Genomic DNA, 14,126 nt, shown 5'->3' with positions numbered 1-14,126 from the left:
TAGGCATTGACGATCTGCCCCATCAACGCCGAGAGAATCTATCCGGAAGTTTATGCCAAAGCCCAGCCGCACCAACGATTAACAAGAAGTTACAATGTTTATTTTTAATTGCATTTTAGAGGGCTGGTCATTATATAGCCAACTTATACAATAAGACTATGCGTTTAAAACTAGCTGTCCTGGGATTACTCATCGCCACTCTTTCCTCTACACTTGTTTGTGCTCAAAAACCTTCATCCAGGCTTACGTTGATACGTGTGGGCAAACTCTATGATAGCCAGACCCGTACGTTTCTAAAAAACCAGCAAATACTCATTCAGAATGATTTAATTCGTGATATAGGCGTCAAACTGACTATTCCCAAAGGCGCAACAGTTATTGATCTGGCTCAGTGTACAGTCACTCCTGGTTTGATCGACGCCCATACCCATTTACTTATTGAGCAAAAAACACAGACCGAAGCAGGCTTTCAGGAGGCATCCAAGCTACCGGCTCAACAACGTATTGAGCAGGGCCTCACAATTGCCAGACAGCACCTTCAGGCGGGCATCACTACCGTTCGGGATCTGGGAAATTCGGGGCAGTACCTGGACATTCGCCTGCAAAAATTACTCCTCGCCAATAAAGCCCTGGGGCCGAATTTATATGCTTCAGGGCCAATACTGAGTCCACCAGGCGGGCAATTTGGCAGACTTTTTCCAGCCGATAGTTTCATCATCGATCAGGAATATCGGGTTATCCGGGGAGCAGCTGATGCTGAGGCCGCCGTTTTAGACCACATCCAACACGGTGTCAACGTCATTAAAGTTTGTATGAATACAGATAATCGCGTCCTGGCACCCGAAGAGATTAAAGCCATTGTCACAACTGCCCATGCCCGTGGCATTCCCGTTACGGCTCACGCTACGTTCGATGAGTCGGCACGAGACGCAGTTTTGGCCGGGGTGGATGGAATAGAACATGGTTATTCCTTGTCTGATAGTACGCTGAGCTTAATGGCCGAACGAAAGGTTTATTTGGTCCCGACGGATGTGTCTGTTCAAAAAGGGAAGTTATTGGTAGCCGGTATTGGTATGAAGGGGAAAGAAGCCGATGAGTACTTAACCACTAATCTGAATGCCTTTCACGACCGCCTGCAAAGAGCCGTTAAGAAGGGCATTATGATTGTTTCTGGCTCAGACTACTACAATTCCATTAAAGGCATTGGGCGGGGTGATGGCGCTATTGATGTTTTGTTATCTTATCATGAAGCCGGAATTCCCGTAACCGATGTGCTGGGCTTTGCCACCCGTAATGCGGCCACAGCGCTTGGTATTTTTCCCCAGTACGGTTCGATCAGAAAGGGGTCGAAAGCGAACCTGGTTGCTTTTGAAGGCGACTTAGACGATAACTTTGAGAAGACTTTGTCGTCCGTCAGGGTAGTCTTTCATGAAGGGGAACTCGTCTATGATTCCACTAAAAAATAACAATCACTTTTCCTCTTACATCTCAATATCTTTCTGTTGATGCTGCGCTCAACTGGGTACACGTGACTCCTGCTTCTACCAAAAAGATTACGTATTAAAATTAATTTTAATACGCCAACTACGAATTGAGTTTTTTAACTACAAATATAGTACATTGGAGCGATTTATCATTTCCCATAACCGTTCCATTTATGAAAGGGATCACTTATTCAAGAACGCTTGCAATCGGCTTCCTATCGATCAACTTTTTACTAATGCTGTCGCAATGCCAGCCAGCTACCGATGAAATCAGTGCTGAAGCACAGAAGCACTTACTGGATCAATTCCAACAACTTGCTAATCCGGAAAGCCTTGATTATAAGACCGCTATAAAGAATGCGAAGGTTTCTATCAAGTTTGAACCCCATGGAAGTATACGAGCCATAGTGTACGTTAACGACTTACCGCAATATGAGTACATTCTTGACCGGGAAAAACCACAAAATATCCTGACAAAAAGTATCGCCAGGGCCAACGTCTATATCATCAAGAACGAGAAGATCAACGAAGGACTGCTTATCGATGACCTTGTTGCTAACCGACGTTATGTGCTCTACAACTGTTATAGCCCACGGATAGCTCAGGCAAAGTACCTCGATCGAACCGTGTTTATCCAAGGCTATTCTGGTTCATTAAATACAATAAGCTCCATCCAGGAATTATGGTATGTTTTAGATAAAAATGCTTTTGAAAAACAATGACCTGAATGTGAAAACTCAACGTCTATCAATGAAGAAGCGGCTTAAGGCGAAACACGCAATTCCTGAATAGCGGTAATATAAAATTCTCATCCAATCCTGTTTTTTACAACTCAAATACTCTTTCCCAGCCAGCAACCCCTCTATTTCGGCCCACGCTACAAAAATGTCGCCGTAGCCACTGACTGACAGTCAATTGCTACGGCGACACGAGTAAAAGGAATGTTTCGCTTATAAGTTTTTCATCCAGATTTCCCGAAGCTGGAGCTGCTGAGGAGTAGCCTGTGGGTCTGGCTCAAAAACGTACCGTTTGACCTCATCTTTCTCGAGAATCGTACTTTTCACGGTCACGTCCTGGCCATTGCGTCGTACAGTTATGTCGTACGTATCGCCCGGCTTTAACTGCTTTAGATCGCTCTGAACTTTAGCGATGTTTTCCAAATTTAGTGGCTGACCGTTGAAGCCAGTCCATTCGTCGTTTTCCGCCAAACCAGCTTTACGCAGTGGCTCCTCAAGATTTGTGAGATGAAATTTACCATCAACAAACGTAGGACGCATACCGAGCCAGGCCGTTTTCTGACCAGTCGGGATGGCCGGGGTATACGTAATACCCAACTTGCTGTAATAGTCTTTAAACGGCAGTGGCTCAGCGGCTTTCACGTACCGGTTAAAGAAATCGGCGATTTCGGGGTACGTCATCTGGGCGAAAATGCTGAAGAATTCCTTTTCGGGAAATGCCTTGTTGGGTCCGTAGGTAGTAGCCAGTTCATTAATGACTTCGCGCAGACCACGCTTGCCGTTCGATAATTCGAGCAGGCGAATATCCAGCAGCCCAGCCACCAGTGCACCACGCGCGTAGATGTTACCGTACTGCCGCTGCCCTTCATCGGTGTAGCAGGTCAGACCCAGTTTGCTTAGACTGTACGTAGTATCGAGGCTTCTGTCGTAGGCAATTTTCTGGGTCTGCTCGTCCAGGTAAGTCGGTAAATCCATAATCTCGCCCCGCAATTGCATAGCGTCGCTGGCCCATTCCGTAACGCCTTCGTATAGCCACAAATGCTCTGAGGGTGTGGGCGTTACGAAATTGAACTGCTGAATGATTTCGCTATGTATGTTCAGGGGCGTAACAACGTGGAAAAATTCATGGGCCGCAATCGAGGTCATGTTGTCGGCCAGTTTCTTCGAAAATTCGTCTTCCCGGATTACGTATTCCGAGCTATACGAGTGTTCCCACGCGCCCCAATCCTGATCTTCAAAATGATACAGAAATGTGTAACGCTTTACGGGCAACTGCTTGAGAAACTGCCCGGCGGCATTCAGCATGGCCTGCATGTTGTTCAGCAGTTGATCTGACTTAATCTTATCGGTTTTGGAGTACGTATACACATCGACCTGCGCCCCGGCAACCGTCGTCGATGCTTTCGACAAGCGGCCCAGGAGAATGGGCGAATCAACAATACGGTCGTAGTTCGAGGCCAGGAAATTGCCTTTTGCATTTTTATCCAGTGCTGTTCCTACGCCCCAGTCTGTCGGGTAGTCGATTTTTACTTCAATGGGGGCTGCCTGCATCCCGCTCGGGAATCCGAACACGCCCTGACCGTTGATAAGCACATGATCCTGTTCGATAGACGTACCGCACATATTATACGGCTTGTGCTCATTGACGGGCGTATCCCAGGTTTCGGCAATGGCGTACTGAATCGTTCGCACCTGCGAAGGCTGCTCAAATTTCCACTGATTTGTAGAGACCTGGGATGTTTTCACTTCCCGGCCTTTCCCATCGAAAGCTTTAAACGAACGCACATACCGGCCAATATCCATGATCTGATACGTACCGGGCGCTGTAGCCGCAAACTGGTAAATGGCGTTATCGGCCGTCAACCCGCTAACATGCAACGTCACTTTAAACTGATCGTCGGCGCGGTCGTTGAGATTGACTTCATACAGCAGTGGAAGAGTTGGTTTTGCCACAACCGACTGAACAAATAGTGTCGTTGATAGCAAAGCCAGTAAGCATAAGGTCTTCATATAAGTTGTAAATGATTGCCTGAAAACTCACAAGATAATCGAATTTACAACGTCCCCGAAAAAGCTTGTTTCTGGCGGGATTATGCCGGGATAAGCGGTAGGCTTTTTAAATCAGGGCGGGGTGGAAAGAGCGCACACAAACGGTTCTACAAGCATCAATAACTACTAAAACAACTCTTTGGAACGTCCGTTCTACTCATTTCATCCCGCGCTTTTTACGGTTCAGCCATCATCCCGTTTCGAAGGTCAATCAGAGCATCTAGTTTTGAGTGAATCAATCGATAATGCCAGTTCGTCATGAAAGCTTTTTTTGTCGCCTTTATTCTGTTCATCAGCTTTGCCGCTAAATCGCAGTACGTGCCGCTGGGTGCCATTACCATGTGGACAGACGGCTACGTAGTGACCATGCAAAACGATACCATCCGCGGCCAGATACGCATTGGCTCGCTCGTGAACGACTCACCCGCCAACGTACTGATCCGGGCAGCCGACAACACGAAAACCAAGTTGAAAGGTGATGACGTACGGCTGATCGCTCAACGCATCCCCAGCTTTGCGTATTCAACAGGCAGCATACCCCGCGAGCGCGAGATGGTTGTTTTCGAACGGGTTCCGAATCCCCGCCGGCACGATAAACCCATGCTGCTCGAACGGCTAACACCTGCCGGTGGCGCTATTGCGCTATACTTCGACGTATCGGGCTGGAAAGCAAAAACGGAATATACATTCGGTAATTTCGTTCTCGAAACGAACCAGCAGGACCTTAGCTTTATTGTTCTGAAAAACGGAACCGAACCGTTTATCGCTAAACGGGGCGAGATGGAAACGGTTTACGAACGGCTCTTTGGCGACTGCCCGCTCTTTATTCGCAATTACCCGACGGCCACCCGGCGCGACTGGCGTTTTCTGGGCGAGATGGTAGCGACGTACAACGGACTTTGTCAGCAACTGTAAAGAAGCGAATCTGGAATTCGGCTTTTCGGGTATATATTGGCGGATAAGAGAATCACCCACTTATCCAGTCAACCACCGAAACAAGATTCGTTTTCCATGCTTTTTCCCCGTTTGCTCTGGCAGGTTCCGGTAGTAGTATGTATTGTCATTGCGGCATTGTTTCTGATCAATGAATACGCCATTGCCCGTTCCAGCCGGCGCACCAAAGACATTGCGTATGTAACGGCCAGCACGCCCGGTTACGATTCCGAACGGCACCGGCTGGATGTTTATCAGCCAACCAAACCCTCAACTGGTAACCGGCCCGTTATGGTATTTATTCATGGCGGAGCCTGGAACAGCGGCAACAAAAATCTATACGCGTATATTGGTCGGCGTCTGGCTGACCTGAATATAGTGGCCGTGCTAATCAACTATCGGCTCTCACCATCGGTGGAGGTGCCGGATATGGCCCTCGATTGCGCCCGAGCCGTAAGCTGGACGCAAAACCACATTGCTGAATACGGGGGTGATCCAAACCGCCTGTTTGTTATGGGCCATTCCGCCGGTGGGGGATTGGCCGCGCTGTTAACCACCGACGATGCGCTATTTAAAAAGCTTGGCGTATCGAATAATCCCATCAAAGGTGCTATTCTCGACGATCCGGGTGGGCTCGACATGTTCGATTACCTGACAAAAATGGAGTACCCCGGCGACGAAAAATACCTGATCCCGTTTGGCAAAAAGCCAGCCGTCTGGCACGACGTATCGCCGATGTACTACGTAAAGGCAGGCAGCCCCCCAATGCTGATCTACGCCGGAGAACGTACCTATCCAAGCATTGCCAGCAGCACCCGACGTTTCGGCCAACGGCTTCAGGAACTCGGCGTTACGTATCAATTCAAAGTGATACCCGACAAAAAACACATCGGTATGGTAACCCAGCTATTCTGGAAAAACAACGTCATCTATACAGACTTACTTAAATTCGTCGGGGCAGGCATCTGAAAAGTAAATAAGTTCATACTGTTGCCTTTTCTTTTCATAACGCTCAGACTATGAACGACATCGACTTGTTAAGGTTTGCGTTGAAGGACTTTGCCGGCATAACGGAGCCGGATTTTTTGCTATCGGCACCTTACTGGCAAATCAGGCATTATCGGAAAGGTGAATTTTTCAATGAGTACAAGAGCGTCTGTAAACACCTGGGATTCATTTTGGACGGAATTTTCAGGGCTTATTACGTGAATGAAAGTACCGGCGACGAAAAGAACGTCTTTTTCTTTTCAAAACATCAGCTCATTGTTTCCTATAAAAGCTTTCTGACGCAAACGTCCTGCAACTACCATACAGAATCTATGGCTGATTCCACGATTCTGTACATTCAGATCGATCAGCTAAATCAGCTTTATCAGCAATCGCACCAGTGGGAGCATTTCGGTCGGCTGGTGGCCGAACGGGCTTTTATGATGGCAATGGGCCGGATGGAAGATTCCCTCTTTCAAACACCCGAAGAACGATATCTGGAGCTAATCCGAACGCATCCTGACATTTACAACGCGATTCCGCTCTATCACATTTCTTCGTATCTCGGCATTCAGGGACCGTCGTTGAGTCGCATCCGGAAGCGAATGGCAAGTCGGTAATCGTACGACGATTTTAACCTGGGTTAAATTTATTATCCGCTTCCTTGCTGACTTTTGTTCCGGCAGGCAAACGGATAATAGACAGGCGCTCCACGCTTGTTTCTATAGTCTGCAAACGTTTTACTGATTTCCCATTTCTCACAACTATAACCAACGTAATCCATGGAATCTTCCTCACCCAAAAACGTCGTATTCGTTACCGGTGCCTTCGTCAGCAACAGCGGCTGGGCCGAATGGCAAACGTATTTTCAAAGCAAAGGCTACAACACCATTGCACCACCCTGGCCGTATAAAGATGGTACGGCCGCCGAACTGCGAGCCCGTCAACCACATGATACCGACCTGGCGAATTTAAGCCTGGATGAACTGGTCGACCATTACGCGGATATTGTCAAAAGTTTCCCTGAAAAACCCATTGTGATTGGACATTCGCTGGGCGGGTTGATTACGCAAATCATCGTCAATCGGGACCTGGCCGCTGCTGGCGTGGCCATTCACTCCGTTCCTCCGCAGGGTGTATTTCCCTATGAGTTTTCGTTTCTGAAAGCAGGCTGGAAAGCACTTGGGTTATTTACCGATCTTGAAAAAACGTATTTGATGTCGTTTGAAGACTGGCAGTACGCTTTCGTAAATGAGATGCCCCTGGCAGAGCAGCAGAAAGCGTATGATGAGAACACAATTCCGGAGTCGAAAAAAGTAGCCAGAGGAGGTTTGACCAGCGCTGCACATGTAGATTTTGAGAAACCCCATGCACCATTATTGCTCACTTCAGGCAGCATCGACAATATTATTCCGGCTCACCTGAATCACCGGAATTTTGAAGCGTATAAAAACAGCGGTTCTGTTCTGGACTATAAAGAGTTTGAAGGACGTAATCACTTTGTGGTTGGACAGCCAACCTGGAAAGAAGATGCTGATTACATTCTGGATTGGCTGGCAAAAAATGCGTAACACAAACTGATAATCAGTACCTTTCCGAACGATTCAATCGTCGGAAAGGTACTCTATTTCTTTATGGCTTTGGCCCGTTGCCATTCAAAACCGCGTGAAACCTTAGAAAGTAACTCGCCCTCTTCTGAGGCAGCCACGGGCTACCGACCAAATTGAAATCCGGGAACAAGGCACCCCACTTATGACGAGTCCACACTGGGCGTATTGCCCGGCGTTTTAGGCCCTAACCAATAGGAAGCTTTTGACGAAGCCAATAAACCCGCACCCAACTTTCCGGCTTGTAAACCAACGGTGCCAGCACTGCTGCTACGCTGAAATCTATGATATACATCCGTAGAATGTAAATTCTGGATTGTCAGGCGATTGCCTAACTCTTCCAAACAACTCCTTTTTACAATCGGTTGCTGAGTAAACGCATTACGTTATGAAACCGATTCATCGCTTTGTCGACTATTTACTCGATCAACCAGCAGCCATGCGCGTATCGCGACAGGATTTTCTTCAGCTTACGAGCCGAGGTCTGGCCGTCGGTGCAATTGGCGCTACGCTGGCAGCCTGTGAGAAAAAACCAGAATCTGCTATGTCTGCAACCCCGACGAACCCATCCGGCGGCCCTGTTCCGAAATTGCCTGCCACCTCGCCCCCTGCCGACATACCCGCCGATCAGCAGAAACCCATTGAGTTGGAGCAGATAAAAGCCAAAACAGAGCAACAGGAAGGCAATACCCCCACGCCCATGCCCGCCAATCAGCGCGTTGGTTATGCACTGGTTGGATTAGGCCACCTGACGCTCAACCAGATACTACCCGCGTTTGGCGCCTGCACAAAATCGAAAGTAGTAGCGCTGGTGAGCGGGAGCCCGAGAAAATGCAGAAAGTGGCGCAACAGTACGGTATCAAAAAAGAAAGCTGCTACAGCTATGCCGATTACGATAAGCTCAAAGACAACAAAGAGGTGCAAGCCATCTACATCGTGCTGCCCAACGGCATGCATGCCGAATACACGGTTCGGGGAGCGCAGGCGGGCAAACACATTCTTTGTGAGAAACCAATGGCCAATACGGCCGAAGAGTGCCAGACTATGATCGATGCCTGCAAAAAGGCAGATCGGAAACTCATGATTGCGTACCGGATTCAGTATGAGCCGCACAATCGGATGGTACGCGACATGGTCCAGAAAGGACAGTTTGGCAAAGTGAAGTCAATTATTGCTAACAACGGTCAGAACTCCGACAACCCGAAACACTGGCGTTTCAATAAAGCGCTGGCCGGTGGCGGCTCCCTCCCCGACGTTGGGCTGTATTGCCTGAATACAATCCGGTTTGTGCTGGCCGAAGAGCCAACTGAAGTGGTTGGGTACGTGCATAGTACGCCCGATGACCCGCGGTTTAAAGAAGTAGAAGAACAGGTAAACTGGCTCATGAAATTTCCAGAGCGGTGTACAGGCGAGTTGTGCAACCAGCTACGGCCACCATGATGAGAAAAGCTATCGGGTGCTGGCCGAAACAGGCTGGATTAAAATGGACCCCGCGTTTCCATATACGGGCCTGCAACTGGAAACCAGTCAGGCACAGGAGAAAGAAAATTTGATCGTTCAGCACAAAATTGCGGACAAAGATCATTTCACGACCGAAATGGACCATTTCTCGGAATGTATTCTAGACAACAAAATGCCATTTACACCCGGAGAAGAAGGCCTTCAGGATCAGAAAATAATGGAAGCCATTTATCAGTCGGCTAGAGAAGGAAAGCCGATAAAGCTGGCTACCATCGACAAAAAAGATGCATTTCGGGGACCAGAACCAACAGAAAGCTGATCGACCAGTTTAGCCTTAACACGTATCGCACGTCCGTTTGCTAAACAAGTTTTACCACTGATAAAGCTCTTTCACTCATGTTGAAGGGCTTTATCAGTGGTAAAACTTTTTCAAATAATGATCGCCATTAACCAACTTCAGCTCCAGGTGGTTGTATACATATCAGGAGAAACTAACGGCTGATCTTAGCCAGTAAATAATTGGGTATGCGCTTTTTTTTGACAGTTCTCGCTTTACTGATAGCAAGCCGGATTTCTGCCCAGCTCTCGGTTGGCAGCAATGGCATGACCATCCTGGCAGGTACGTCGGTATCTATTGATGGATTGACTCTCACGCCCACTGCTAACGTCACGGTGGCTAACAATAGCATTCAGAAAATTAATTCGCCCGGCGCGGGTAGCCCTAATGGCAGTATTGGTCGGGCATATCGATTCGGTTCACCGCTGGCGTTTTCCGGCACACTTCGGCTCCAGTACCTTACCACTGAGCTTAATGGTGGCAACGAGTCGGGTTTGCAACTCGCTTATTCGTCTGCAGAAAACGGCCCTTTCACCATTGTCACCGGCAGCACTGTCGACGCCAGCAACAACCTTGTTTCCAATTCGATAAGCAACAAATCGCTGTTTGTCGTGACTGCCGCTGTTCTTCCTGACCTGAGCCCCATACTATATGCCCGGCCATCGATCCAGTATGGGCCAACTTCGTTTGGGTTGGTTGTCGATGTATTTGAACTCAATTCGGTGGCCACCAGCGGCTCGTTCACCGTCAGAATCAATAAAGACCCAAAGGTGCCATTCAGCTTTCAACCCAATGCTACGTCCGTAGCGGGGCGCTCCGTGCAGAACAGTGCCTGGAGCTTTGATGCCAGCGATGAGGATTATTACATACTGACGACCAGCCAGAGCGTTGCGGCCGGTAATGTACTCTCCTTTGGGTTGACGGGCGTGCTAAATCCGGGGGCCACCAGTGGAGTGCTATCGTTTAATAGTCTGGTGCTGCCAGGTACGCTGGTGGAGAGCAACCTGACCAACAACATCGATGCCGATAAGGTCGATTATTTCCAGCAGTAACATTCCTTCTGTGTTGGTGTCTACCGAATCGGCGTGTCTCTCGAATCGGCGTAGGCTTTGCTGTAATCGAGTTTCTTAACCTGGCCCGCTACGTACCGGATACCCTGAAAAATGTGTTTGATAAACGTAGCGTCACTTTCGTAATCGGTTTTGGCGTGCCCCAGTGTAGTACACCAGGTGTATCCTCCGTCGAAATTGTAATACCAGGCCGACGGATAGAGTTCGGTATATGAACCCCCAAACATCTTTACTTTTTCCGGCTCATCCTGATTCAGCGATGTCAGATCATTCGCCATAATGACCGTTGGCCCCGGCGACATATTTTTGGTAAAATAGAACTCATCTTCTTTCTCCCATGTCTTAGGAAGGCCCTGCATGGAAGGGTGTCGAGTATCGAGAACGTCAATTTTGAATTTCTGAAATTTAGGGTGCCAGGCAAACGTACCGCCTAGCATCCGTTTGAACCAGGTCCAGTTCCGTTCGGTGCCCATCACGGAATGAATTCCGACAAAGCCGCCCCCGGCTTCGATGTACCGGCGGAAGGCTAAGCGTTGGGCATCGGTATCGAAAACGTCGTTGTTGGTACTCGGAAAAATCAGCAGGGTGTACTGTTTGAGATTCTCTTCCGTAAAAACAGTCGGCTGATCGGACGCATCAACGCTAAAACCGTGTTGGGTGCCCAGTTTCTGAATGCACTGAACGGCAGACGCTATATTGTCGTGGACATACCCTTTGCCGTTTTTGGTGTATACCAGCACCTTCACTTTTTTCCAGTTCACATCCTGCCCCTGCCCGATACGTGCCGTCAGCAGAAAAACCAGCACAGCCGATACGAATACCCCAATTAATCGATTCATTTTCCGCGATTACTCAGTGCGTTTATTTTTTGAGGTGAATCTGTTGCGCCTGTTTTTGCGCTTTAAGCGCCAGTTCGGTCGCCAGAAAACAATGTTCCTGACTCATGGCCGTTTCGGTCCGATTCAGTACGTCGTTGACAAGCTGTTCACCGTAAGGCAGGTTTTCTTTGCTGCAATCGATGTAGCGCGTTTCTTTCTTGTCGGTAATAAACAGGTGATTCCCACCATCGCGGCCCGCTGGGTCGATGTTTTTACGAATTTCAATAAACCCTTCCGTACCTAAAACAGTCAGTCGGCCGTCGCCCCAGCTCTTCAATCCGTCCGGCGTAAACCAGTCGACCCGAATGTATCCCATGCCCCCATTCCCGCGGAGCATTACGTCCCCAAAATCTTCAAAATTGGGGTACTGCGGGTAGTGCAGATTACCCACCTGAGAGGCCACAATATCGGCTTGCGTTGAACCCGTAAAGAACAGGAACTGGTCGAACTGGTGCGAAGCAATATCGCAGATGATGCCACCAAATTGATTTTTCTCGAAAAACCAGGCCGGGCGTGAGGTTAGCCCAATCCGGTGCGGTCCTAGCCCAACCGTCTGTATTACGTTGCCAATAGCCCCCGCTTTGACCAGTTCACCGGCTTTTACAGTTGCCTTGTTTTCCAGGCGCTCGCTGTACATGATCGAGTAGATGCGCTTGGTTTCTTTCTGCACTTTGCGCACCTGAGCAAGTTGCTCCAGCGTAGTAATACCCGGTTTATCAGACATAAAATCTTTTCCGGATTTCATCACCCGAATACCGAGGGGAGCCCGTTCATTGGCGATGGCTGAGCTAAGCACCAGTTGAATGCTTTTGTCGTCAAGAATTTCAGCTTCACTTTTTGCCTGTTTCGCCTGGGGGTACCGCTTGGCAAACTCAGCCGCCAGATCCGGCTCTTTGGCGTAAAAGGAAACGAGTTCGCCACCACCTCGCATGACGGCTCCAACCTGCCCGTAAATATGACCGTGGTTCATGCCAATGACGGAAAACCGGATGCGAGCGGCACCGGTCGGTACAGAATCGCTACCCAGTGACGTAGCGCGAACCAGGGCAGGTGCCCCGATTACGTCGTTCGGGAGAGCGGGCAATGCCACTAGGCTTGCAGCGGTGGCAATGGTTTCTTTAATAAAATGACGACGATTGGCTTGTGATTCGTTCATGATAAATTCTGAATGATTGAATTGTTGACTGATCGAATGATTGAGAATCAGTGGTTATTCAATCATTCGATCAGTCAACATTATTTTTCTTGGCAAGCTCTAGTGCCTGCGTTGTTGTGTAATATTTGGCAATCATATTGGGGACTTCCCAGGCGGGGAGGCTGCCCGCTTTCAGGTAATCGAGGTATTTTTGTGCCACCCGACCGAAGTGCGCTTCGTGGCCTTCCTTGTACTTTTCGGGAATAATAACTTCCCATCCGGTGGCTATCTTCTTCACCTCAACGCCCGGAAATTCCTGCTGAATTTTCGGTAACACTGTTTTTAGTGAAGCTTCCAGATTCTTGTTTCCCGATGTGGCTTCGATGTATAATGTCGGTTTATACTGCTGAGCGGCTCCCTGACGAATGATCAGGTTGGCTTTTGTACCCCGCATGATCGAGTAATGCGTATCGCCCGCGCCTTCGGGGGCTTTGTAGGCCCACGTAACCGACACTTTTGCGTGCACACCGCGAAGTTGGTAGTTGATCTCGCCGTTGCTGTATACCTTCAGGATGCTGTCTTTCACAACGTCCTTTTTTAAGTAATCCGGAAAGGCATTCTGTTTGGTGATAGCTTTGAACTGACTCAGGCTCATGTCGGTTGTCCAGCGACGGGCGGAGTTCAGTTTAATATCTTTTTGATAATCGAGGGTTTGCGCCGGAAAGCATTCCCACTGCACCAGATCGACGAGGTGAGTCGTTACGTCTACAATGCCTTCTCCCTGCTGTGCTACGTCCATAAACCAGGCCGGACGGGTGAGTATACTTCCTGATACGTTCTTGTAAAAATGGTGGACACTCTCTTTGGTAACGGCGGGGTTTTCGGGCGTTCCTTTTTCCAGCGTACCAAATACGTCGGGCTGCTGCGAAAACGCCCGCTGAAGCATGGTCGTGATTTCATACCGCTCGGTCATGATGTCGTAGAGCAGCACCTTCTTTTTTCCGCCGTCGCAAATGATTCTTTCAGCTTATCGAAATTTGACGCGTTGATAACCATTGGCTTATCGGCCAGTACGTTGAATCCGGCATCGACGGTCTTTTGGATATAATCGGTTTTCAGGCGGTTATTGCCTGCCATCACTACTACGTTCCCGGCGCGATCGGCCAGCATCTTATCCAGAAAATCAGCGCCTTTATAGACCTCTTCTTTCCAGTGCGTCGGATTGTCCGGGCGGGTATTGTACGCCTGAATTTTGTCGAGATGCAATTGCAGGTCAGGACTTTCGGGCGCATACACATGGACGACGGAATCAACGCCTTCGTACATGGTTTTCTGCACTAAGGCAGCATGAAAATGACCCGGATCTAACGTAATGAGCTGAATACTGCCTTTTTCAGCGTCTTCTTTTTCGATGGTTGACAGGCAGCAATCAACGTAGCCATAAGCAG

Annotated in this window: 12 protein-coding genes and 2 pseudogenes; 9 read left to right on the top strand and 5 right to left on the bottom strand. The window is 48.7% G+C overall.

Translation table 11 applies throughout. The annotated features are described in order from the left end of the window. Positions 1 to 158 precede the first annotated feature (158 nt). Together LN737_RS10470 and LN737_RS10465 are read left to right on the top strand one after the other, a co-directional pair. Complete coding sequence (locus tag LN737_RS10470) at positions 159 to 1,466, top strand: amidohydrolase family protein (protein ID WP_405518599.1); 1,308 nt, start codon at positions 159 to 161, stop codon at positions 1,464 to 1,466. A gap of 191 nt (positions 1,467 to 1,657) precedes the next feature. Next, positions 1,658 to 2,206: a hypothetical protein gene (locus LN737_RS10465; protein WP_405518597.1), complete on the top strand. Its 549-nt coding sequence runs from the start codon at positions 1,658 to 1,660 to the stop codon at positions 2,204 to 2,206. Between the two features lie 228 nt (positions 2,207 to 2,434). Here LN737_RS10465 and LN737_RS10460 read toward each other — a convergent pair whose 3' ends face one another. Next, entirely contained in the window at positions 2,435 to 4,231 is a 1,797-nt protein-coding gene (locus tag LN737_RS10460; RefSeq protein ID WP_405518595.1) for a peptidase, read from the bottom strand. 297 nt (positions 4,232 to 4,528) lie between these two features. Between LN737_RS10460 and LN737_RS10455 the strand changes: the two genes are divergently transcribed. From LN737_RS10455 to LN737_RS10440, 4 genes are all read left to right on the top strand, one after another. Beyond that, positions 4,529 to 5,185, top strand: a complete 657-nt coding sequence (locus LN737_RS10455) for a hypothetical protein (RefSeq protein ID WP_405518593.1) — start codon at positions 4,529 to 4,531, stop codon at positions 5,183 to 5,185. Positions 5,186 to 5,281: 96 nt separating this feature from the next. Beyond that, a complete protein-coding gene (locus tag LN737_RS10450) occupies positions 5,282 to 6,172 on the top strand; it encodes an alpha/beta hydrolase (RefSeq protein WP_405518591.1) in 891 nt (296 codons plus the stop codon). Between the two features lie 50 nt (positions 6,173 to 6,222). Continuing rightward, positions 6,223 to 6,810, top strand: coding sequence for a Crp/Fnr family transcriptional regulator (locus tag LN737_RS10445; protein WP_405518589.1), 588 nt, complete (start codon positions 6,223 to 6,225; stop codon positions 6,808 to 6,810). Between the two features lie 162 nt (positions 6,811 to 6,972). Beyond that, positions 6,973 to 7,761, top strand: a complete 789-nt coding sequence (locus tag LN737_RS10440; RefSeq protein WP_405518587.1) for an alpha/beta hydrolase — start codon at positions 6,973 to 6,975, stop codon at positions 7,759 to 7,761. Positions 7,762 to 8,339: 578 nt separating this feature from the next. On the opposite strand, the gene LN737_RS10435 is transcribed toward LN737_RS10440, so the two are convergent. Further along, positions 8,340 to 8,528: a hypothetical protein gene (locus LN737_RS10435; RefSeq protein ID WP_405518585.1), complete on the bottom strand. Its 189-nt coding sequence runs from the start codon at positions 8,526 to 8,528 to the stop codon at positions 8,340 to 8,342. A gap of 100 nt (positions 8,529 to 8,628) precedes the next feature. Here LN737_RS10435 and LN737_RS10430 point away from each other — a divergent pair, with 100 nt between their 5' ends. The 3 genes and pseudogenes from LN737_RS10430 (at position 8,629) to LN737_RS10420 (ending at position 10,647) form a co-directional block, all read left to right on the top strand. Further along, on the top strand, positions 8,629 to 9,237 hold the full coding sequence (locus tag LN737_RS10430; RefSeq protein WP_405518583.1) for a Gfo/Idh/MocA family protein: 609 nt from the start codon (positions 8,629 to 8,631) through the stop codon (positions 9,235 to 9,237). A gap of 10 nt (positions 9,238 to 9,247) precedes the next feature. Next, positions 9,248 to 9,577, top strand: a pseudogene (locus LN737_RS10425) (Gfo/Idh/MocA family oxidoreductase); the annotation flags it as partial. A gap of 206 nt (positions 9,578 to 9,783) precedes the next feature. Continuing rightward, positions 9,784 to 10,647 (top strand): hypothetical protein, encoded by an 864-nt coding sequence (locus tag LN737_RS10420; protein WP_405518581.1) that lies wholly within the window; start codon positions 9,784 to 9,786, stop codon positions 10,645 to 10,647. Positions 10,648 to 10,667: 20 nt separating this feature from the next. Here LN737_RS10420 and LN737_RS10415 read toward each other — a convergent pair whose 3' ends face one another. From LN737_RS10415 to LN737_RS10405, 3 genes and pseudogenes are all read right to left on the bottom strand, one after another. After that, the gene (locus LN737_RS10415) at positions 10,668 to 11,504 is read right to left on the bottom strand and encodes a ThuA domain-containing protein (protein WP_405518579.1); all 837 of its coding nucleotides are present in this window, start codon (positions 11,502 to 11,504) and stop codon (positions 10,668 to 10,670) included. A gap of 22 nt (positions 11,505 to 11,526) precedes the next feature. Then, positions 11,527 to 12,699: a Gfo/Idh/MocA family protein gene (locus tag LN737_RS10410; protein ID WP_405518577.1), complete on the bottom strand. Its 1,173-nt coding sequence runs from the start codon at positions 12,697 to 12,699 to the stop codon at positions 11,527 to 11,529. Positions 12,700 to 12,769: 70 nt separating this feature from the next. Beyond that, positions 12,770 to 14,120: pseudogene (locus tag LN737_RS10405) on the bottom strand (putative oxidoreductase C-terminal domain-containing protein). Positions 14,121 to 14,126 lie beyond the last annotated feature (6 nt).

Source organism: Spirosoma sp. KNUC1025, assembly GCF_045160025.1.
In the GTDB taxonomy this organism is placed as follows: Bacteria; Bacteroidota; Bacteroidia; order Cytophagales; family Spirosomataceae; genus Spirosoma.
Note: the sequence above shows the minus strand (reverse complement) of the source record. Positions and strands in the feature narration are given on the sequence as shown.

What these genes read in the sequence shown, in the direction of transcription:
- LN737_RS10455 (WP_405518593.1), top strand. Translation starts at nt 4,529, where the DNA reads ATGAAAGCTTTTTTTGTCGCCTTTATTCTGTTCATCAGCTTTGCCGCT.
- LN737_RS10420 (WP_405518581.1), top strand. Translation starts at nt 9,784, where the DNA reads ATGCGCTTTTTTTTGACAGTTCTCGCTTTACTGATAGCAAGCCGGATT.
- LN737_RS10440 (WP_405518587.1), top strand. Translation starts at nt 6,973, where the DNA reads ATGGAATCTTCCTCACCCAAAAACGTCGTATTCGTTACCGGTGCCTTC.
- LN737_RS10465 (WP_405518597.1), top strand. Translation starts at nt 1,658, where the DNA reads ATGAAAGGGATCACTTATTCAAGAACGCTTGCAATCGGCTTCCTATCG.
- LN737_RS10470 (WP_405518599.1), top strand. Translation starts at nt 159, where the DNA reads ATGCGTTTAAAACTAGCTGTCCTGGGATTACTCATCGCCACTCTTTCC.
- LN737_RS10415 (WP_405518579.1), bottom strand. Translation starts at nt 11,504, where the DNA reads ATGAATCGATTAATTGGGGTATTCGTATCGGCTGTGCTGGTTTTTCTG.
- LN737_RS10430 (WP_405518583.1), top strand. Translation starts at nt 8,629, where the DNA reads ATGCAGAAAGTGGCGCAACAGTACGGTATCAAAAAAGAAAGCTGCTAC.
- LN737_RS10450 (WP_405518591.1), top strand. Translation starts at nt 5,282, where the DNA reads ATGCTTTTTCCCCGTTTGCTCTGGCAGGTTCCGGTAGTAGTATGTATT.
- LN737_RS10410 (WP_405518577.1), bottom strand. Translation starts at nt 12,699, where the DNA reads ATGAACGAATCACAAGCCAATCGTCGTCATTTTATTAAAGAAACCATT.
- LN737_RS10460 (WP_405518595.1), bottom strand. Translation starts at nt 4,231, where the DNA reads ATGAAGACCTTATGCTTACTGGCTTTGCTATCAACGACACTATTTGTT.
- LN737_RS10445 (WP_405518589.1), top strand. Translation starts at nt 6,223, where the DNA reads ATGAACGACATCGACTTGTTAAGGTTTGCGTTGAAGGACTTTGCCGGC.